General features: G+C 67.6%; 18 protein-coding genes. 11 read left to right on the top strand and 7 right to left on the bottom strand.

Translation table 11 applies throughout. The features are described from left to right. Window positions 1–13 precede the first annotated feature (13 nt). The gene (locus IAG39_RS06525) at window positions 14–1396 is read right to left on the bottom strand and encodes an MFS transporter (protein ID WP_118933851.1); all 1383 of its coding nucleotides are present in this window, start codon (window positions 1394–1396) and stop codon (window positions 14–16) included. 86 nt (window positions 1397–1482) lie between these two features. After that, on the bottom strand, window positions 1483–1986 hold the full coding sequence (locus IAG39_RS06520) for a peroxiredoxin (protein ID WP_054451571.1): 504 nt from the start codon (window positions 1984–1986) through the stop codon (window positions 1483–1485). 245 nt (window positions 1987–2231) lie between these two features. On the opposite strand from IAG39_RS06520, the gene IAG39_RS06515 reads away from it, so the two are divergent. Beyond that, entirely contained in the window at window positions 2232–2654 is a 423-nt protein-coding gene (locus IAG39_RS06515; protein ID WP_118933850.1) for a hypothetical protein, read from the top strand. A 986-nt stretch (window positions 2655–3640) separates the two neighbouring features. On the opposite strand, the gene IAG39_RS06510 is transcribed toward IAG39_RS06515, so the two are convergent. Both IAG39_RS06510 and IAG39_RS06505 read right to left on the bottom strand, forming a co-directional pair. Further along, on the bottom strand, window positions 3641–4519 hold the full coding sequence (locus tag IAG39_RS06510; RefSeq protein WP_118933849.1) for a dienelactone hydrolase family protein: 879 nt from the start codon (window positions 4517–4519) through the stop codon (window positions 3641–3643). A 63-nt stretch (window positions 4520–4582) separates the two neighbouring features. Continuing rightward, complete coding sequence (locus IAG39_RS06505; RefSeq protein ID WP_187774085.1) at window positions 4583–8251, bottom strand: DUF748 domain-containing protein; 3669 nt, start codon at window positions 8249–8251, stop codon at window positions 4583–4585. A gap of 170 nt (window positions 8252–8421) precedes the next feature. Here IAG39_RS06505 and moaC point away from each other — a divergent pair, with 170 nt between their 5' ends. Genes moaC through glp form a run of 5 tightly spaced genes read left to right on the top strand, consistent with a single transcriptional unit; the run spans window position 8422 to window position 11359 of the window. Next, window positions 8422–8910, top strand: coding sequence for a cyclic pyranopterin monophosphate synthase MoaC (gene moaC, locus IAG39_RS06500; protein WP_042794830.1), 489 nt, complete (start codon window positions 8422–8424; stop codon window positions 8908–8910). After that, a complete protein-coding gene (locus IAG39_RS06495) occupies window positions 8891–9142 on the top strand; it encodes a MoaD/ThiS family protein (RefSeq protein WP_059377940.1) in 252 nt (83 codons plus the stop codon). Before moaC ends, IAG39_RS06495 begins: the two co-directional genes overlap by 20 nt. Window positions 9143–9147: 5 nt before the next feature. Beyond that, window positions 9148–9615, top strand: a complete 468-nt coding sequence (locus tag IAG39_RS06490) for a molybdenum cofactor biosynthesis protein MoaE (protein ID WP_059377938.1) — start codon at window positions 9148–9150, stop codon at window positions 9613–9615. A gap of 13 nt (window positions 9616–9628) precedes the next feature. After that, window positions 9629–10150, top strand: coding sequence for a molybdenum cofactor biosynthesis protein B (gene moaB, locus IAG39_RS06485; protein ID WP_054451576.1), 522 nt, complete (start codon window positions 9629–9631; stop codon window positions 10148–10150). Window positions 10151–10153: 3 nt separating this feature from the next. Further along, a complete protein-coding gene (gene glp, locus IAG39_RS06480; RefSeq protein WP_118933770.1) occupies window positions 10154–11359 on the top strand; it encodes a gephyrin-like molybdotransferase Glp in 1206 nt (401 codons plus the stop codon). Here glp and mobA read toward each other — a convergent pair. From mobA to IAG39_RS06465, 3 genes are read right to left on the bottom strand one after another with little or no spacing between them, the layout of a single operon-like run. Beyond that, window positions 11344–11892, bottom strand: coding sequence for a molybdenum cofactor guanylyltransferase MobA (gene mobA, locus IAG39_RS06475; protein WP_410469182.1), 549 nt, complete (start codon window positions 11890–11892; stop codon window positions 11344–11346). The genes glp and mobA overlap by 16 nt on opposite strands. A gap of 58 nt (window positions 11893–11950) precedes the next feature. Beyond that, window positions 11951–13054 carry a GTP 3',8-cyclase MoaA gene (moaA, locus tag IAG39_RS06470; RefSeq protein ID WP_059377934.1) on the bottom strand — a complete coding sequence of 368 codons (1104 nt, stop codon included), beginning with the start codon at window positions 13052–13054 and terminating at the stop codon, window positions 11951–11953. A 35-nt stretch (window positions 13055–13089) separates the two neighbouring features. Beyond that, window positions 13090–14169: a substrate-binding domain-containing protein gene (locus IAG39_RS06465; RefSeq protein WP_059377931.1), complete on the bottom strand. Its 1080-nt coding sequence runs from the start codon at window positions 14167–14169 to the stop codon at window positions 13090–13092. Between the two features lie 140 nt (window positions 14170–14309). On the opposite strand from IAG39_RS06465, the gene IAG39_RS06460 reads away from it, so the two are divergent. Genes IAG39_RS06460 through IAG39_RS06440 form a run of 5 tightly spaced genes read left to right on the top strand, consistent with a single transcriptional unit; the run spans window position 14310 to window position 20452 of the window. Then, window positions 14310–14867 carry a formate dehydrogenase subunit gamma gene (locus IAG39_RS06460; RefSeq protein ID WP_059377930.1) on the top strand — a complete coding sequence of 186 codons (558 nt, stop codon included), beginning with the start codon at window positions 14310–14312 and terminating at the stop codon, window positions 14865–14867. After that, the gene (locus IAG39_RS06455; RefSeq protein ID WP_118933771.1) at window positions 14864–16435 is read left to right on the top strand and encodes a formate dehydrogenase beta subunit; all 1572 of its coding nucleotides are present in this window, start codon (window positions 14864–14866) and stop codon (window positions 16433–16435) included. Before IAG39_RS06460 ends, IAG39_RS06455 begins: the two co-directional genes overlap by 4 nt. A gap of 13 nt (window positions 16436–16448) precedes the next feature. Next, window positions 16449–19325 (top strand): formate dehydrogenase subunit alpha, encoded by a 2877-nt coding sequence (gene fdhF, locus IAG39_RS06450; RefSeq protein WP_059377926.1) that lies wholly within the window; start codon window positions 16449–16451, stop codon window positions 19323–19325. 29 nt (window positions 19326–19354) lie between these two features. Beyond that, the gene (gene fdhD / locus IAG39_RS06445; RefSeq protein ID WP_118933772.1) at window positions 19355–20176 is read left to right on the top strand and encodes a formate dehydrogenase accessory sulfurtransferase FdhD; all 822 of its coding nucleotides are present in this window, start codon (window positions 19355–19357) and stop codon (window positions 20174–20176) included. An 18-nt stretch (window positions 20177–20194) separates the two neighbouring features. Next, window positions 20195–20452: a formate dehydrogenase subunit delta gene (locus IAG39_RS06440; RefSeq protein WP_118933773.1), complete on the top strand. Its 258-nt coding sequence runs from the start codon at window positions 20195–20197 to the stop codon at window positions 20450–20452. The last annotated feature ends 83 nt before the right edge of the window (window positions 20453–20535 follow it).

Below are 20535 nucleotides of genomic sequence, written 5' to 3'. Positions count from 1 at the left end.
CGCCATCCCGGCCTCAGGTGCCGGTGCGCATCTGGCGTTCGTCTTCTGCCGCGTCGTCCGCCGTATCCTTGGCGGCGTCGCCTGACGGTTCCGCAGCGGGCGGTTCGGCGGCCGCCACGGGCGCAACTTCGGGCTGCACCATTTCCATGGCGATGTCGGTGGCCGGATCCACGCGCGGATCCAGCACCGCCGCGGCGGGCGAGCTCTGCAGCGTGTCCGGCATGGGCACGAAATGCGTGGGCGCCTCTTCCACCTGATGCGCGCCGGTGACGCGGGTGGGACGCACCTGCCAGACCAGGATCAGGGCGCAGGCGGAAATGAAGACGTAGTACATGCTGGGGCCGGCCAGGGACATCAGCACCCCGGCGATCATCGGCCCGACACATGCCCCCACGCCGTAGGTCATGAGCAGCACGGCCGACAGGCTGACCCGGCGCTCGGATTCCACGTGATCGTTGGCGAACGCCGCGCCCAGCGGGTACAGCGTGAACTGCAGCACGCCGAAGACACAGGACATGGCGACCAGCGCCCAGTACGGCAGCACGATCCAGCCCCACATCACCACCGGCAGCAGCACCAGCAGCAGCGCGTTGAAGCGGATCAGCCCGGCGCGGTTGATGCGGTCGGACAGCCAGCCCATGGGCCATTGCGACAGCAGGCCCGCGGTCACCGCGGCGGCCACGAAGATCGCCGCCTGCGAGGTCGACAGGCCATGCTTGGCGCCGTAGACGGCCGCCAGGCCATAGAAAGCGCCGGAAAGGTTGCCGGCCACGAACAGCACCGTCATGGACAACGGCACGCGCCGCATGAAGAAGCGTATATCCAGCGGCGCCGGGAGCGGCGTGGGCGGGTGCGAACGCGCCGTGACGGCGATCGGCACCAGGCACAGCACCAGGCACATGGCCACCAGCGTCAGGGGCCGCAGGTCCAGCGTGGCATAGGCCGTCAGGGCCAGTTGACCCAGCACGGTGCCCAGGCCGGACACAACCATGTAGACCGAGAAGACGCGCCCGCGCTGGTGGTTTTCGGTCTGCTCGTTGAGCCAGCTTTCGATGACCATGAATTCGGTCACCATCACGATGCCCGAAATGACGCGGAACACCAGCCACAGCGGCATGGAGTCGACCAGCGTCTGGGCCAGGATCATGCTGGTGGCCACCGCCGCACAGGCGACGAACGCCCGGATGTGGCCCACCCGGATGATGAGTTTGTGCCCAAGGCGGGCGCCGCACACCAGGCCCAGGTAGTAGCCGGCGATCAGGGCGCCGATCCATACCTCGCTGACAGACTGCGCTGTCAGCCTGAGCCCCATATAGGTGTTGAACAGACCCGTGCCGATGAGCATCAGCAAGGTCGCGAAGTAAAGCGACGAAAAAGAGGAGATGGTGGCGAGCATGGCGTCGGCAACCGCTGCTGGCGGCAACGCAACAGGCCGCGAAAGCGGCCCGCTGCGCTAAGCGGTAAAACAGGAACTGCGTGGGATCAGACTTGCGACAGCATCGTGGCGGCGTCGCTGACTTCGAACTTGCCGGGGCCTTCGACGTTCAGCTGCTTGACCACGCCATCGACGATCAGGGCAGAGTAGCGCTGCGAGCGCACGCCCATGCCGCGCTGGATCAGGTCCAGCTCCAGGCCCAGTTCCTTGGTCCACAGGGCGGAACCGTCGGCCAGCATGCGGACCTTGCCTTCGGTCTTCTGCTCGCGGCCCCAGGCGCCCATGACGAACGCGTCATTGACCGACACGCACCAGATTTCATCGACGCCCTTGGCCTTCAGGGCCGCGGCCTGTTCCACATAGCCCGGCAGATGCTTGGCCGAGCAGGTGGGCGTGAAGGCGCCCGGCAGGGCGAACAACGCGATGGTCTTGCCGCGGGTCAGGTCGGCGACCTGGAACGCGTTGGGGCCCAGCGAGCAGCCGGCGGTTTCGGTTTCGATGAATTCGGTCAGGGTGCCGTCCGGCACGCGATCGCCGACTTTGATCGTCATGTAGATCTCCAGGAGGAATAGGGGCAATGCACTGGGGCAGGAGCGCCCCACAGGCTCCATCATAGTTCCTGCGCGGCCGCCTTGCTGGCCAGCCGGCGTCCGGGAAAGAAAGATGCACAGTCTGAAACGACTCCACACCATGGCTACACGGGCTCGAAACGGCTGATTGCCATAATGTTGTGGTTGCAATCACCGCCCGCGCACGCCGCGCTGCCGGCTGGCGGGCATCTAGCGGAGATTCATCGATGCGCAAGATCTTGACCGGCCTGGCCCTGACGCTGGCCTCGGCCACCACGGCCTGGGCGGCTCCCGATGCCGCCGAACAGGCCCAATACGACTCCTTCGTCATCGCCGCCGGCGCCTCCAACGGCGCCGCCCGCGCCTGCGGGGCGTCCGAACCCGACCTGGCCCAGCACCAGGCCACGGCCCGCAAGAACCTGCTGCAGTATGCGCAGGAATATGGCTTTTCTTCGGGCGGGTATGACGGGCTGTTCCAGAAAGGACAGGGCCAGGGGACGGCGATGATGGAAGAGATGAAGCGCTCGGGAGTGGATGGGTGCCGGGGGGTGCTGGGCGGGTTTCAGAACGAGAGGGTGATGGAGTATGAGGAGATGAAGAGGGCGTTGGCTGAGGTTAGTGATGGGTTGCCGGGGGAGAAGGCGCAGTAGGTTTTGATGGGTGACGGTTTGATGGACGACCGTTGTGTTCTTGAGACGCCTGACGCGGCGCGGGCCTGGGGCGCGCGGGGCAACGATTGCGGTCCGGAGCGTTCGCTCCGGACTTCCCCGTCCTCATCCTCGTTGCCGCCTACGGCGGCTGCCTTCGGATTCCGTCGGGCTTATCGACGCCCCGCGCACCCCAGGCCCGCGCCGCGCCAGGCTCCATCATTTGAAACTTGACGTCAGCTGGGACGAACGGTGTGCTTAGGGTTCTCACCGCCGTTGGGGTATGGCGATGGATCTTGCGGGGCCCGCCCCCGGCCGGCCGCGCGGGCGGCCTCTGGGGGCTTACGCGGTGTCTTGCGATTCCGGATGGCGCTGCGCGCTGGTGGGGAGTGCTCTTGGATGTCACGGGCAATTTTTCGTGACGGCCCATCAAAGCCCGTTGGCAGGTCAATCGCCACTTGAACTCCAAAGCCGGATGGGTGGCGCGCGTACGGGTCTTCATGCGCAAACGGCTGCCCGCCGCGCGCCACCCATCACCGCCCCTCCCCCCTGACGGCGACGCCAGAAGAAATCCAATCGGGGCATGCGCGTCAGCGATCACAATCACACTTCAAATAATGACATATGTATTAATCGGCCGCCCGCGCGGCCGATTAATACGGACGCCCAAGACTCGCCCCCGACCACGGCTCCAGCAGCGCAACAAGCCAAGACGCACGCAGCCCGTCGGCGCGGGCGGCGTGGCGGCTCGCAACCTCGATGCGCCCGAGGGAATCTGAAGGAAAGGCCGCAGGCCTTGACGAAGATGACGACGGGGGGGGCCGCCGAGGCCAGTCCGGAGCGAACGCTCCGGACCGCAATCGTGGGCGCGAGCCGCCACGCCGCCCGCGACGACGGGCGACCTACGAAGACTCGAAGGACCTACGAAGACCCGTGCGAACCCATAGAGTCCAACACGCCCCAAGAAAACCAAAACGAACCCACGAAGATCAAAGCCCGTTCTGCTTGAACCAATCCAACATCCGCGTCCAAGCCTGCTCCGCCTCAGCCTTCCGATAAGAAGGCCGATAATCCGCATGAAACGCATGCGGCGCGTCCGGATACACATCGATCCGTGAAGCCTTCGCCGCCGCCGGCCCCCGCGCCAGCTCCAGCCGCATCTTGTCCACGTCGGCCATCGAAATCCCGGCGTCCTTGCCGCCATAAGCCCCCAGCACCTTCGCCTTCAGGTCATTCACCTGGCTCAGCACCGATTTGGGCTTCAGTTCCGAAGGCTGCCCGCCCAACTGGCCGTACCAGGCCGCGCCGGCCTTGAGCTTCGGGTTGTGGGCCGCGTACAGCCATACCTGGCGACCGCCCCAGCAGAAACCCACGATGCCCAGCCGGTCCGGATTGCCGCCGTTGGACGCGGCCCAGGCCGCGGTCGAATCCAGGTCGGTCATCACCTGAGCGTCCGGGACCTTGCCGATGATTTCCGCCTGCAGCTTCGGGATCTCGGTGTATTTGGACGGATCGCCCTGGCGCGCGAAAAGTTCGGGCGCGATGGCCAGATATCCCTGGTGGGCCAGCCGCCGGCACACGTCCTGGATGTACTCGTGCACCCCGAAAATCTCCGACACCACCAGCACCGTGGGCAAGTCCTTCTTGCCCTTGGGCGCCGCGCGGTATGCCGGCATCTTGCCGTCCTTGACCGGGATGTCCACCTTGCCGGCCACGAGGCCGCTGGCGTCCGTGGTGATCGTGGTCTGCGCCACGGCCTGGCCGGCCGCCAGCGAAAACCCCGTCGCCACCGTGGTGGCCATGAAACCCCGCCGGTTCAGCCGCAAGGGCGGAAGCAGGCTGTCGAAGTGCGCGTCCTGGTCATTCATCGAGAATCTCCTGGCAAAAAGCTGGCAGGGGCGGCTGGGCGCCGCCTCCCGGACCAGCCTGGTTCACTTCAGGGAGAAGTCCACGCGCGAGGGTTGCCCCTCGTCCTTGATGCCATCCGCGTCCAGTTGCGGCGCAACGATGAACACGCGATCCGCGAGTCCTTCCTGGGCTTGCAGCTTCTCATACACAGCCTGCGCGCGCGCATCGGCCAGTTGGCGCAACTGCTCGTCGCCCACCGGCGCCACGCTGCGCAGCATCTCCTCCATCTGCGCCGCCGGCACTGACTTGGACATGCCGATGAAATTGCGAGGCTTGTCCTTGATGTCCGTGTCGTCGTAGACCTCTTCCAGATACTTGGCACGCTCCGCGCCCGAGACCTCGACGCCCGCCGGGTTCGGCTTCTTGCCGCGCGGCGTGGTGGCGGCGGCCTTGGCGGCGCGGATCTTGGCGTCGACCCAGGCCTGGCGCAGGCCTTCCATGTCGGTCTTGGGATCGGCGCGCCCGCTGATGTCCATCTTCAGCGCCGGACGGTCCGTCAACGCCTTGGTCAGCGTGTCGATGCGTTGCAGGCTGTCCTCGGTCAGCGCCGCGCTGCCCGGCGCGAATTCCACGTACGACAGCTCCTCGCCGCCGCCAAAGGCCGAGGCCAGCAGGCTGAAGGGCGAGGTAACCGCCTTGACCACCAGGTTCAGCAGCACGCGCACCACGATGCCGCCCACCGAGAACTCCGGATCGTCCAGCGAGCCGGAAATCGGCAGGTTGATGTCGATGTTGCCGCGCGAGTCCTTCAGCAAGGCCACGGCCAGCAGCACCGGCAGCTTGGTCGCGTCGGGGCTGTTGGTCTTGTCGCCGAAAGTCAGCTGGTTCAGCACCACGTGGTTGGTGGCCTGCAGCGCACGGTCCTTGATCTTGTATTCCAGGTCCACCGAGAGCTTGCCGCGCTTGATGGGGTAGCCCACGTACTTGGCCGAATAGGTGTTGAAGCGCGGCAGGTCCACGCCCTTGGCCGAGGCCTTCAGGTCCAGCGACAGGTACTTGGCGAAAGGCTGCACCACGCCGCTGATCGACAGCGGCGCGGTGGTGTAGACGCGGCCGGTGACCTTGACCTTGGCGGGCTGGGGATTGGTGGACGACACCGCCGTGATCGAGCCTTCGATGCTGGACAGCTCGGCCACGTAGTTGGGCTTGACGAAGCGGTCCGTGAAGGTCATGCGGCCGCGGTTCAAGGTGACGCTGTTCACCGAGATGTCCGGCATGCCCCCGCCCCCCTTGGCGGCGGGCGCCGCGGGTGGCGGCGCGGCGCTGCGGCCGGGGGTCTGCGTGTCCTGGGTGATGGAGCCGCCGGCCTGGCCGGGAGCCGCCACCAGGTCCATGACGTTCAGGCGGCCTTGCGCATTGAGCAGCACGCGGCCGTAGAAATCCTCGAGCGCGATATCGCCCAGCTTGGCGCCGATCTTGTCGCCGGCCACCGAGATATCCATGCCGGTAAAGCCCAGGCGCTTCCAGTTCAGGAAGTCATCCTTGTTGACGCGGTCCTGCAGATCCACGCCGGTGACTTCGACGCCGCCCTTCCAGCTGGCCTTCATCGGCGCCGAGCCGGCTGCGGCGGCAAACTCCGCATTGCCCTTGGCGCCCAGCGTGATGGCGCGCACCGTGGCATTCAGGCTGGAGGCCGCATAGGGCGCAAAGGACGCGACATTCAGTTCCGACAGGTCCACCGAGGTTTTCACCGTCAGCGGCTGCGGCGTGAATGCGCCCTTGAGATCGAGCTTGCCATTGCCCTGGATGCCGGCGGCGGCCAGGGTGAAATTGCTCTGGCCCGGCCCCATGGCCAGGCGGTCCGCGGTCACGCGCAGGCTTTGCAGCGCGATGTCCAGGGCGGGCTTGAGGGATTCGTCGCGGGCCTTGAATTGCGTCAGGTCGGCCTGCACGGCGCTGGCCGATGCGTCCACCGCGCCGTTCGTTTCCTTCACGTGGACCTGCGCGCTGGCGGCCAGGCGGCCGTCCAGCAGCGTGATCGGCGCCGCATTGCGCACGGCCGGCGCCAGGGGCGCCAGCGCGATGTTGCCCAGGCGCACGCCGAGTTCCAGCGACAGCGGCTTCAGGACCAGCGGCCCCTTGGCGCGCAGCCAGCCGCCGTCGGTGCTGTTGTCCATGGTCAGCCACAAATTGATGGGCTGGCCGGACACCTGCGGCAGGGCCACGCCCTCGACCGTCGCGGCCAGGCCGGTCATCACGTAGTCCAGCTTGCTGACCGCGTCGGTGACATAGACCTCGCCTTCGTGCAGATTGAAGGCGTCCAGCTCGACCTTCCATTCGGCGGGCGCGGGTGCAGGCGCAGGCTGGGGCGCGGCGGCGTCCGCGGCTGGCGTTCCTGCCGCAGCAGCCGTGGCGGAAGGGGCGGCGGGCGACCCCGCGGCGGGCGATCCCGCGGCAGGCGCCCCCGCGGCGGGCGTACCGGCAGCGGGCGACCCCGCGGCGACAGGGGCCACGGCGGCTGCCGCTGGCGCAGCGCCCTTGGCGGCGGCGTCCGCCGTTGCAGCCGGCGCGCCCTGGGCCGGCGCAGCGGCCGTGCCAGCCTTGCCGTCCGCCTTGGCGGGATTCAGGCCGCTGGCCTTGCGCAGCTTGTCGGCCACCGGCGTGGCGGTCGGTTCCACGCCGCCCAATCGTTTCAACCCGGCAACCACGTCCAGCCAGTTCAGGTTGGCATTGGCGTAGCGGCGCACGTGGATCTGCGGCGCCCACAGGCCCACCTCGCCCACATAGGCGTGGCGCGCGATGGGTTCCAGTTCCAGGCGGGTGACGGTCAGCGCGCTCCAGGCGGCGAGATTTGCCCCGGCGGTGTCGCGCAGGTCCAGCCGCCGCAGGCCCAGGTCGCCGACCACGCGGATCTTGGGCGGCGCGTCCTTGGGCTGCTCGAACACCACTTGCAGGTTGGAATCCAGCAGCGCGCTTTCCACCTTGAACGGCAGCGGCATGGGCCAGACGTCCGCCCACTTTTCCAGCTGCAGGCCATTGAAGGCCACCCGCAGCGTGGACGAAGGCACCTTGTCGAAGGGGCGCGCCACGCCGTTCAGATCGAAGGGGCTGCCGTTGATGCGCAGATGCACGCGCGGCTGCACGTCGATGTCGGTGGCGTAGCCGAAGGTGGAGATGAACGGCACGCCCACGCCCAGCTCGTCGACCACCTGCTTGCGGCCGGTGACCTTGTCATCCAGCGTGATCGTGCCGTTCTCGATCACCATGTTGTTCAGCGAGAAGCGCGGCAGCCCTGCGTCCGGCTTGGGCGGTTCCTCGGGCTGGGCGGCCGTCAATTCGGCCACTCGTTGCTGAATATCAGAAAAATTGAAGCGCGTGACGTCCTCGCGGACGATGGCGATGTTAGGCTCGCGCAGCGTCATTCGATCGACGACCGGCGCAAACCAGAACAGGGAGGTCCAGGCCGCGCTGACGTCCAGCTCGGCCAGCGTCAAGAGCGGCGTCTGCGAATCGGGCTGGGCCACGGCCAGGTCGCGCGCGCGGACCGTCAGCGTGAAAGGATTGAAGCTGATGTCGCCGACGGAGACGTCCCGCCCGATCATCTTGGAGACGTCCTGCACCAGGACGTTGTGCAGCACTTTGGGGACTTGCCAGGCGGCAACCCCGAAAAGGACCAGTACGAATGCCGCAATACCCAGAAGAATCTTGCCGACCCGGCGGGTTAACCGAAGTTTGGGCATCCGCAAGGGCATTGCGCGTCTCCTGATACGTGTGAAGGACGAGCGTTTCCGTCCTTCTAATGACTACAGGCGCGATTATCGCGCCCCCTGCACCGCTCGTCTATCATAGGCGTATCGATGGGCCGATCCGGCCAGCCGGGACCGCCCTTTTCAATCATTAACAATTATCGCTCCCGAATCCCATGTCCACGCCCACCCCAACCTTGAGCCACCTGGATGAAGCCGGGCAGGTCCGCATGGTCGACGTCATCGCCAAGACGGACACCGAGCGCGTGGCGATCGCCACCGCCAGCGTGCGCATGAACGCCGTCGCCTATGGCCTCCTGACCCAGCCGGGCCAGGGCAAGGGCGAAGTCCTCAACACCGCCCGCGTCGCCGCCATCCTGGCCGCCAAGCGCTGCGCCGACACCATTCCGCTGTGCCACAGCCTGCCGCTGGCCTTCGTCGGCGTCGAGTTCGCGCTGGACGACGCCGAACACCGCATCGACGTGCTGGCCACCTGCCGCACCAGCTACAAGACCGGCGTGGAAATGGAAGCCATGATGGCCTGCAGCGTCGCCGCGCTGACCATCTACGACATGTGCAAGGCTGCCGACAAGGGCATCGTCATCGAGCAAGTTCGCCTTAAGTACAAGGCAGGAGGAAAAAGCGGTGAATGGCGCAACGATTAATCTTCTCTACTTCGCGCGCGTGGCCGAACTGGTCGGCAAGCGCTCCGAAGCCTGGCCCCTGGAAGGCGAGTCCACCGGCGCGCAGCTGCTTGCCGCGCTGGGCGAACGCTACCCCCAGCTGGCGCCCTCCGCGCGCCTGAAGCTGGCCATCAACCAGACCCACGCCAAGCCGTCCGCGCCCATCCGGGCGGGCGACGAGGTCGCGGTATTCGAACCCGTCACCGGAGGTTGAACGCCATGATCAGCGTCCAGGAAGCCGACTTCGACGGCGCCGCGCTCACGGCCGCGCTGCGTGAGAGCGCCGGCCCGGGCGTGGGCGGCATCGTCACGTTCGTGGGCTATGTGCGCGACTACGCGCCCGACACGCCCACCGATACGCTCTTTCTCGAACACTATCCGGGCATGTGCGAACGCGAGCTGGAAGAGATCGCCGCGACCGCCCGCGCGCGCTGGAACCTGGCCGGCACGGTCATCGTGCACCGGGTGGGCGCGCTGCATCGCAATGCCCAGATCGTCTTCGTGGCGGCGGCCAGCGCCCATCGCGGCGACGCCTTCCGCGGCTGCGAATACATCATCGACGCGCTCAAGACGCGCGCGCCCTTCTGGAAGCGCGAGACCCTCGCGGGCGGCAGCAGCTTCTGGGTGGAGCAACGCCAATCCGACCAGGACCGCACGCAGTCCTGGGATGAAGACACCACCGTCTAGAAGAGGAGAATCCATGAGCGACGAAAGCCTTGTTTCGCTGGCCTGCGCCGTACTGACGGTCAGCGACACCCGCAGCGCGGGCGACGACACTTCCGGCAATCTGCTGGCCCACAGCCTTGCGCATGCCGGCCACCAGTGCGTGCGCCGCGACATCGTCAAGGACGACATCTACCAGATCCGCCGCATCATGAGCGACTGGATCGCCGATCCCGAAGTGCAGGTGATCCTGACCACGGGCGGCACGGGCTTCTCGCATCGCGACCACACGCCCGAGGCCATCATGCCCCTGCTGGACCGTGAAATCCCCGGCTTCGGCGAACTGTTCCGCCAGATCTCGTACACCGAGATCGGCAGCTCCACCATCCAGTCGCGCGCCTTTGCCGGCTCGGCCAACCAGACGCTGATCTTCTGCCTGCCCGGTTCCAACAACGCCTGCGAAACCGCTTGGGCGCAGATCATCCGCGAGCAGCTGGACAGCAGCCACCGCCCCTGCAATTTCGCCACCCATTTCAAGCAACGCGAAGAAGACAACTGACCCATGCTGGATTTTGATCAAGCCCAGACCCTGCTGGCCAATGCCGCAGGGCCGCTGCAACGCAGCGAAGAGGTGAGCCTGGCCGATGCCGCCGGCCGCGTGCTGGCCGCCGATCTCACCGCCACCGTGGACATACCGCCCGCCGACAACAGCGCCATGGACGGCTACGCGTTGCGCATGGCCGACTGGGGCGCCGGCGTGCGCCTGCCCATCCAGCAGCGCTGCTACGCGGGGGAAATGCCGGAACCGCTCAAGCCCGGCCACGCCATCCGCCTGTTCACCGGCAGCCTGATCCCGGAAGGCGCGGATACGGTTGTGATGCAGGAAGACACCGCCGAAGCCGACGGCCAGGTGGAAATCTCGCGCGCGCCCAAGCCCGGCCAGCACATCCGCCGCCGCGGCGAAGACACCATGGCCGGCGCGCCGCTGCTGGCCGCGGGCACCGTACTTGAAGCCGCCCACGTGGCGCTGATGGCTTCGCAAGGCCTGGCCCGCGTGCGGGTCGTCGGCCAGTTGCGCGTGGGCATCCTGACCACCGGCGACGAGCTGGTGCTGCCCGGCCAGCCGCGCGCGGCCGAGCAGATCTACAACTCCAACGGCCCCATGCTGGCCGCGCTGGCGCGCGGCATGGGCGCCCTGCCGGTGCACGTGCTGCACGCCCGCGACACCGAGGCCGACCTGCAGGCCGCCTTCAAGACGCTGCTGGCCGATTGCGACCTGGTGGTGAGCGTGGGCGGCGTGTCGGTGGGCGAACGCGATCTGGTCAAGCCCGCGCTGGCCTCGCTGGGCGGCGAACTGGCGCTATGGAAGGTGCGCATGAAGCCGGGCAAGCCGGTGGCGCTGGCGCAGATCGACGGCAAGCCCGTGGTCGGCCTGCCCGGCAACCCCGTATCGGCCTACGCCGTGTTCACCCTGCTGGTGACGCCGCTGATGCGCCGCATGCAGGGCCGCGACACGCTGTTCCCGCCGACCAGCCTGCTGCCCCTGCGCACCGAGCATCCGCGCCAGGACAGCCGCGAGGAATTCCTGCGCGTGCAGCGCCGCCTGGCCGACGACGGCAGCGCGGAACTGGTGCCCTACGGCCATCAGGGTTCCGGCGTGATCAGCTCGCTGCCCTGGGCGACGGGTCTGGCCCGCCTGCCGGCCGACGTGCAAGTGCAGGACAAGGACCGGGTCGCCTACTACGACCTGCGTCACTGGCTGGCGTAGCGCTCGGCCCGCGCCAGTTCATCTGGCGTGTTGACGTTCATGAAGGCATCGGGCGCGTCATCGAAGCAGGCTTCGACCGCGCCCGTTCTCGCCTGCCACAGCCCCACCTTGCGGTCCCCGGCCCGCAGGTACGCCAGCAGATCGGGCAACAGCGACGTGCGCAAGGCCATGCAGGCCGAATGGCGCTGTCCGTCCGCCACCGCATAGGCCATGGGCGCATTGGCCGACTCGGCCGCGCGCACCAGGCGCGCCGCCAAGTCCGCGGGCAGGAACGGCGTGTCGCAAGGCGCCACCACCAGCCAGGCCTCCCGCTGCGCGGCCGCCAAGCCCGCGGCGATGCCCAGCAGCGGCCCTTGCCAGGCGCCCAGATCGGCTTCGCCGTCCCGCACGACGTCGCCGTAGCGGGCATAGAGATCCAGATGACGGTTGGCGCTGACGATCAGGCGCGACACCTGCGGCGCCAGGCGGCGCGCCACGTGCGCCACCATGGGCTCGCCGCGCAACACGACCAGGCCCTTGTCCTGCCCGTTCATGCGCGCGCCCTGGCCGCCCGCCAGGATCAGCCCCGCAATTCCCTTGCTGGCAGGCGCTTCAGCCACCGATGTAGCTCATCTCGATCTTGCGCGCCGGATCAGCCATGTTGCGGCCGCGCAGCTCGGAATAATGGTCGTTGCGCCCCGCCCAGATGCCCGCGATGATGGCGGCGAGCTCGGCATCGCTGGCGCCGTCGCGCAGCGGCGCGCGCAGGTCGTAGCCGTCGTGCGCGAACAGGCACAGGAAGAGCTTGCCTTCCGGCGACAGGCGCGCGCGCGTACAGCCGCCGCAGAAGGCGTGCGTGACGCTGGAGATGACGCCGATCTCGCCGCCGCCGTCCAGGTAGCGCCAGCGTTCGGCCACGCGGCCCATTTCGCCGCTGGCCACGGGTTCCAGCGGATAGGCCGCGCCAATGCGGTCCAGCACTTCCTGGCTGGGCACCACTTCGGCAAGGTTCCAGCCGTTGGTATTGCCCACGTCCATGTATTCGATGAAGCGCAGGATGTGGCCGGAATGGCGGAAGCGTTCGGCCATGGGCAGGATCTGCCCGTCGTTCAGGCCGCGCCGCACCACCATGTTGACCTTGACCGGCGCAAGTCCGGCCTCGGCCGCGGCGTCCACGCCTTGCAGCACGTCGTCGGGCGTGAAGCCGCTGTCGCTCATGCCCTGGAACATGGCCGGGTCCAGCGCGTCCAGGCTGACGGTGACGCGCGTAAGGCCGGCGCTCTTGAGGGCCGCGGCCTTGCGCGCCAGCATGCTGCCGTTGGTGGTCAGGGTCAGGTCCAGCGGACGGCCGGCGGGGGTGCGCAGGTCGGCCAACTGGCCCACCAGGTTCTCGATATGCTTGCGCAGCAGCGGCTCGCCGCCGGTCAGGCGGATCTTCTCCACGCCCAGTTGCGTGAAGATGCCGGCCAGGCGGCTGATTTCCTCGAACGACAGCAGCGCCGAATGCGGCATGAAGGTGTAGCTGCTGTCGAAGACCTCGCGCGGCATGCAGTAGGTGCAGCGGAAGTTGCAGCGGTCCGTGACCGAGATCCGCAAGTCGCGCAGGGGACGCGCGCGCTGATCCAGCGCGGGCTGTCCGTGCGGCGGCAGTTCGCCGGGCGCCAGCGGGGCCAGCGGCCCGCTGCGGCGATCGGCAAGAAAGATCACTTTGCTCATGGGAGCATCATATCCCGGCGCATCGCGTTTCGCGCTCATGGAAAGGCCTCCTGCAACGACTGCAACCGGCCGGTGTCGCGGGCGTCGTAGCCCGCCAGCTGGCCGACGTAGCCGACGTAGTCCGGGCTGCGCATGATGGACAGCAGGTCGCGCATGGCCGGCGTCTCCAGCGAGGACTTGCGGATGGCGAAGAAATAGCGCTCCCGCACCAGCGGAATGAAGTCCAGTCCGAAGCGGCAGGCGGCCGTTTCCACCCCCACGCCCGTATCGGCCATGCCGCTGGCGATGTGCGCGGCGATGGCCATATGGGTGAATTCATTGGTTTCGTAGCCCTGGACCTCGCTGATCGAGACCCCCGCCCGCTGCAGCATCAGGCCTACCAGATAGCGCGTGCTGGAGCCGATCTGGCGGTTGACGAAACGCACGTCGGGCCGCGCCAGGTCGGCCATGCCGCGTATGTGCTTGGGATTGCCGGCGGTGACGAACAGGCCGGCATTGCGCACCGCCAGGTGGATCAGCATGTACTCGTCCGCATGCAGCCATTGGGCGTAGCGCTCCATGATGGGCGCTTCGAAATCGCCCAGCGGCACCTGGAAGCCCGCCAGGTCGCACTCGCGCCGCTCCAGCGAGGCCAGCGCCTCGATGGCGGTGCGGTAGCGCAGTTCCAGGCCCGGCTTGCGGTTGCCCATGTGCTGCATCAGCGACTCCACCGCGAAGCCGTGGCTGGCGTGCAGCCGCAGATGCGGGCCGCTCTCGGGCAGCAGGCGCTCCAGCTCTTCCTGCAGTTCCGAAGCCATGCTGTCCAGCGTGGGCATCAGCCGGGCCTCGATGCGGCGGTTGGCCCACAGCAGGCGCTGCGCGAACGGCGCCAACTGCGTGCCTTGCCGGCGGTTGGTGATGAGCAACTGCGTGCCGAAGATGGCCTCGAAACGGCGCAGCACGCCCCAGGCATGCCGGTACGACAAGCCACAGGCGCGGCAGGCCCCGGCAATATTGCCAGTGGCGTCAATGGCCGACAGCAGCGCCAGCATGTCCTGCAATGGCACCGGCGCCTGGTCGTCGTCTCCGCCCAGAGTCCATTGCGGCCGCAGGCCGATACGGAACTTATATGTCATTTATTTCTTATTGAAGACGGTGAATTACCCCGTTAGAGTACACAAATAATGCGGCTGGAGGGGTTTTTATATGCTATTAAAAACATATAAACCCAAATAGCATCCAGCCCGGCACAACAGCAACGCAGGAGGAGACCGACGTGCATCAGCGCGAGGCAACATCCGATCTGGCATCCAGCGGCGGCGCCCGCGGCGGCCAGATGGCCCTGGACGCGGCCCAAGCGTCCCCCACCCCGGCCATCGCGGCCACCGCCCGCATACTCGCCCGACTGAAGGACCAGCCCGGGCCCCTGCTGCCCGTGCTGCATGCGGTCCAGCATGAACTGGGCTGTATTCCGGCCGCGGCGGTGCAGACCATCGCCGAGGCCCTGAACCTGTCCCGCGCCGAGGTCCACGGCGTCATCACCTTCTACCCCCATTTCCGCAGCGAACCCGCGGCGCGCCACACCCTGGAGGTCTGCCGCGCCGAAGCCTGTCAGGCCATGGGCGGCGAACGCCTCGCCGCCCATGCGCGCACGGCGCTGGGCTGTGATTTCCACGCCAACAGCAAGAACGGCGATTTCACCCTGGAACCGGTGTATTGCCTGGGCCTGTGCGCCCAGTCGCCGGCGGTGATGATCGACGGCCTGCCCCATGCCCGCGTCACGCCGGAAAAACTGGACCGCCTGCTGGCCCGCACGCTGGAGGGTCAATCATGAGTTCCCCCATCGTCATCTACGTGCCGCGCGACGCCGCGGCGCTGGCCATGGACGCCGACACGGTGGCGCGCGACATCGAACGCGCCGCCGACGCCCGCGGCCTGTCGGTGCAGATCGTGCGCAATGGCTCGCGCGGGCTGCTGTGGCTGGAACCCATGGTCGAAATCACTACCCCGCAGGGCCGCGTCGCCTACGGGCCGGTGCAGCCCGAGGACGTCGCCGCGCTGTTCGACGCCGGCTGGCTAAGTGGCGGCGAGCATCCGCTGCGCCTGGGCCTGACCGAAGAAATCCCCTACCTGAAGCACCAGGAACGCCTGACCTTCGCCCGCGTCGGCGTGACCGATCCGCTGTCCCTGCAGGACTACGCCGCCCATGGCGGCCTGCAGGGTCTGCAACGCGCCCTGGCCATGGAGCCGGGGCAGATCGTCGACGAAATGGTGGCCTCGGGCCTGCGCGGCCGCGGCGGCGCGGCATTCCCGACCGGCATCAAGTGGAAGACGGTGGCAGGCACCCCCGGCGACCAGAAGTACATCGTCTGCAACGCCGACGAGGGCGACTCCGGCACCTTCGCCGACCGCCTGCTGATGGAAGGCGACCCCTATGTGCTGATCGAAGGCATGACCATTGCCGGCCTGGCGGTGGGCGCCACCTACGGCTATATCTACGTCCGCTCGGAATATCCGCAAGCCATCGACACCCTGGAAGCCGCCATCGCGCGGGCGCGCAGCGTGGGCTGGCTGGGCGATGACGTGCACGGCAGCGGCCGCCGCTTCGACATGGAAGTGCGCAAGGGCGCGGGCGCCTACATCTGCGGCGAGGAAACCTCGCTGCTGGAAAGCATCGAGGGCAAGCGCGGCGTGGTCCGCGCCAAGCCGCCGCTGCCGGCGATCTCCGGCCTGTTCGGCAAGCCCACCGTCATCAACAACGTGATTTCGCTGGCCACCGTACCCATCATCCTGGCCAAGGGCGCGGCCTATTACCGCGACTACGGCGTGGGCCGCTCGCACGGCACGCTGCCGTTCCAGCTGGCCGGCAACCTCAAGCACGGCGGCCTGGTCGAGAAGGCCTTCGGCCTGAGCCTGCGCGACCTGCTCTACGGCTTCGGCGGCGGCAGCGCTTCCGGCCGGCCGCTGCGCGCGGTGCAGGTGGGCGGCCCGCTGGGCGCCTACCTGCCGGAATCGCAATGGGACGTGCCGCTGGACTACGAGGCCTACATCCAGATATCCGCCATGGTCGGCCACGGCGGGCTGGTGGCCTTCGACGACACCGTGGACATGGCGCGCATGGCGCGTTACGCGATGGAGTTCTGCGCCATCGAATCCTGCGGCAAATGCACGCCCTGCCGCATCGGCTCCACCCGCGGCGTGGAAACCATAGACAAGATCGTCGCGGGCGGCCCCGGCCGCGAGCAGCAGGTGCATCTGCTGCGCGACCTGTGCGACACGATGCTGGGCGGATCGCTGTGCGCGCTGGGGGGCATGGCGCCCTACCCGGTGCTGTCCGCGCTGAACCACTTCCCGCAGGACTTCGGCATCGAGTCCTCCCAGTCTGCCGCGCACGCGGCCTGAACCCGAGACCGACATGCTAGAAACCGTCATCAAGCGCGATCGCGACCTGGGCACGCCGGCGCGCGAGTCCGCCGTAACCGTCACCCTGACCATAGACGGCCAGGAAATCACGGTGCCCGAAGGCACCTCGCTGATGCGCGCGGCCGCCGAGGCCGGCATCAACATTCCCAAGCTGTGCGCCACCGACAGCCTGGAGCCCTTCGGTTCGTGCCGGCTGTGCCTGGTCCAGATCGAAGGCCGCCGCGGCTATCCCGCGTCGTGCACCACCCCGGCCGAGAACGGCATGGTGGTCTACACCGAAACCCCCAAGCTGCACGACCTGCGCCGCGGCGTGATGGAGCTGTACATCTCCGACCACCCGCTGGACTGCCTGACCTGCCCGGCCAACGGCGACTGCGAACTGCAGGACATGGCCGGCGTGGTGGGCCTGCGCAACGTGCGCTACGGCTACGACGGCGCCAACCACCTGAAGAGCGAAAAGGACGAGTCCAATCCGTACTTCACCTATGACGCCTCCAAGTGCATCGTCTGCAACCGCTGCGTGCGTGCCTGCGAGGAAACGCAGGGCACCTTCGCCCTGACGATCTCCGGCAAGGGCTTCGAATCGCGCGTGTCGCCGGGGCAGGACCAGCCCTTCCTGGATAGCGAATGCGTGTCTTGCGGCGCCTGCGTGCAGGCCTGTCCGACCTCCACCCTGCAGGAAAAGACCGTCATCATGATGGGCCAGGCCGAACACTCGGTCGTGACCACCTGCGCCTACTGCGGCGTGGGCTGCGGCTTCAAGGCCGAGATGAAGGGCCAGGAAGTGGTGCGCATGGTGCCCTGGAAGGACGGCCAGGCCAACCGCGGCCATTCCTGCGTCAAGGGCCGCTTCGCCTGGGGCTACGCCACGCACAAGGAACGCGTGCTCAAGCCCATGATCCGCAAGCACATCACCGACTCCTGGAAGGAAGTGTCCTGGGACGAGGCGATCAACTATGCGGCCTCCGAATTCCGCCGCATCCAGGGCCAGTACGGCCGCGATGCGGTCGGCGGCATCACCTCCTCGCGCTGCACCAACGAAGAAACCTGGCTGGTGCAAAAGCTGGTACGCGCCGCCTTCGGCACCAACAACGTCGACACCTGCGCGCGGGTCTGCCACTCGCCCACCGGTTACGGCCTGAAGCAGACGCTGGGCGAATCCGCCGGCACCCAGACCTTCGATTCCGTCATGCACACCGACGTGGTCATCGTGATGGGCGCCAACCCCAGCAGCGGCCATCCGGTGTTCGCCTCGCGCCTGAAGCGCCGCCTGCGCCAGGGCGCGCGCCTGATCGTGATCGATCCGCGCCGCATCGAACTGGTCAGTTCGCCGCACATCAAGGCCGACTTCCACCTGCAGGTGCGCCCCGGCACCAACACCGCCCTGCTGTCCTCGTTGGCCCACGTGATCGCCACCGAAAACCTGATCGCCGAGGACTTCGTGGCCGAGCGCTGCGAAGCCAAGGCCTTCAAGGAATGGCGTGACTTCGTCTCGCTGCCTGAGAACTCGCCGGAAGCCATGGAAGAAATCACCGGCGTGCCGGCGCAGGCCGTGCGCGGCGCGGCGCGCCTGTATGCCACCGGCGGCAACGGCTCGATCTACTACGGCCTGGGCGTGACCGAACACAGCCAGGGCTCCACCACCGTCATGGCCATCGCCAACCTGGCCATGGCCACCGGCAATATCGGCCGCGAAGGCGTGGGCGTGAACCCGCTGCGCGGGCAGAACAACGTGCAGGGCTCGTGCGACATGGGCTCGTTCCCGCATGAGCTGCCGGGTTACCGCCACATTTCCGACAACACGGTGCGCGCGCAGTTCGAGCAGGACTGGGGCGTGACCCTGCAGCCGGAACCCGGCCTGCGCATCCCCAACATGTTCGAGGCCGCGCTGGGCGGTTCGTTCAAGGGCCTGTACTGCCAGGGCGAGGACATCGTGCAGTCGGACCCCAACACGCAGCACGTGGCGGCGTCCCTTGCTGCCATGGAATGCATCGTGGTGCAGGACCTGTTCCTGAACGAAACCGCCAAGTACGCCCACGTGTTCCTGCCCGGCTCCTCGTTCCTGGAAAAAGACGGCACCTTCACCAACGCCGAACGCCGCATCTCGCGCGTGCGCAAGGTGATGGAACCCAAGAATGGCAAGTCCGATTGGGAAGTGACGGTGGCGCTGTCCAACGCGCTGGGCTACCCCATGAATTACAAGCATCCCAGCGAGATCATGGACGAGATCGCGCGCCTGACGCCGACCTTCACCGGCGTCAGCTATGAAAAGCTGGACAAGCAGGGCAGCCTGCAATGGCCCTGCAACGACGAAGCGCCCGATGGCACGCCCATCATGCACATCGACGAGTTCGTGCGCGGCAAGGGCAAGTTCATGATCACCAAGTACGTGCCCACGGACGAGCGCAGCACGCGCCGCTTCCCGCTGCTGCTGACCACGGGCCGCATCCTGTCGCAGTACAACGTGGGCGCGCAGACCCGGCGCACGCCCAACGTCATGTGGCATGGCGAGGACGTGCTGGAACTGCATCCGCAGGACGCCGAGGACCGCGGCGTGAAGGATGGCGACTGGGTCGGCATCCAGAGCCGCGCGGGCGAGACCGTGTTGCGGGCCACGCTGACCGACCGGGTGCAGCCGGGCGTGGTATACACCACCTTCCATTTCCCCGAGTCCGGCGCCAACGTCGTCACCACCGACAGCTCCGACTGGGCCACCAACTGCCCCGAGTACAAGGTGACGGCCGTGCAGGTCACGCGCGTGTCCCAGCCTTCGGAGTGGCAGCGCCAGTGGTCGCGCTTTGCAGACATCCAGCAAAAGCTGCTGCGCGAGCGTTCGCGCGAAAGCGAGGCGGCGCTGACCGGGAAATAACCCTCAGCCCGAACCGCCAGGACGCCGCCATGCCCACGCCCCCGCCTTCCCGCCCCGACTGCACGCAGGTACAGGTCACCCGCGTGCGGGGCGGCGCCCTGGTCCCCGGGGTCGAAGCCGACTCCGTGGCCGAGGAAACGCCGGTCGCGCTGGAGTTCAACGGCATCAGCCACGCCACCATGCTGGCCACGCCGGCCGACCTGGAAGACTTCGCGGTGGGCTTCGCGCTGTCCGAGGGCATCATCGACGGCGTCAGCGACGTGCGCGGCATCGACCTGCTGCCGCAATGCGACGGCATCGTGGTCCAGCTGGAAATTTCCACCGCCTGTGAAGTGCGGCTGAAGTCGCGCCGCCGGGCCATGGCCGGGCGCACCGGCTGCGGCCTGTGCGGTGTGGAGACGCTACCTGAAGTGCTGCGGCCGGTGGCGCCCGTCACCAACGGCTCGCCCGTGCGCATCCAGGCCGTGCTGGCCGCCATGCGCGAAATGCGGGCGCGCCAGGCGCTGCACGACATCACCGGCGCCACCCACGCCGCGGGCTGGGCCGGCGCCGACGGTACCGTCGCGCTGGTGCGCGAGGACGTGGGGCGCCATAACGCCCTGGACAAGCTGGTCGGCGCCCTGGCGCGCCAGGCCATGCATGCCGGCGACGGCATCGTCGTGGTGTCCAGCCGTGCCAGTTTCGAAATGGTGCAGAAAACCGCGGCGGCCGGCGTGGCCGTGCTGGCCTCGGTGTCCGCGCCCACGGCGCTCGCCATCCGCCTGGCCCAGGACGCCAATGTCAGCCTGCTGGGCTTTCTGCGCGGCGACGACGCCACGCTGTACACCCACCCATCACGCATCACCCCCTGAACCGGACCTGACCCAAGCATGGAAATCGGCAATCTGATCCGCATGGCCAACCGCATCGGCCAATTCTTCGAAGCCATGCCCGACCGGCCCGAGGCCCTGGAAGGCGTGGCCAACCATATCCACAAGTTCTGGGAGCCGCGCATGCGCAATGAGCTTCTGAACTTTCTCGAAAGAAGTCCGGACGGCAATGCTGGCGAGGAACGCCTGCACCCGCTGGTGCTGGAAGCGGTCACGCAGAACCGCCAGCGCCTCACGCCGCTCGCCCGTGTGGCGTAACGCCATAGCGCCCGGCAAGACGACAGAAACACCACAAGAGAGAAAGGCGGCGAGACCGGCCGGATGCCGGACCACGCACGCCA

This window comes from Achromobacter xylosoxidans, from assembly GCF_014490035.1.
In the GTDB taxonomy this organism is placed as follows: domain Bacteria; phylum Pseudomonadota; class Gammaproteobacteria; order Burkholderiales; family Burkholderiaceae_B; genus Achromobacter; species Achromobacter bronchisepticus_A.
This window is presented reverse-complemented; position numbering and strand designations above follow the sequence as displayed.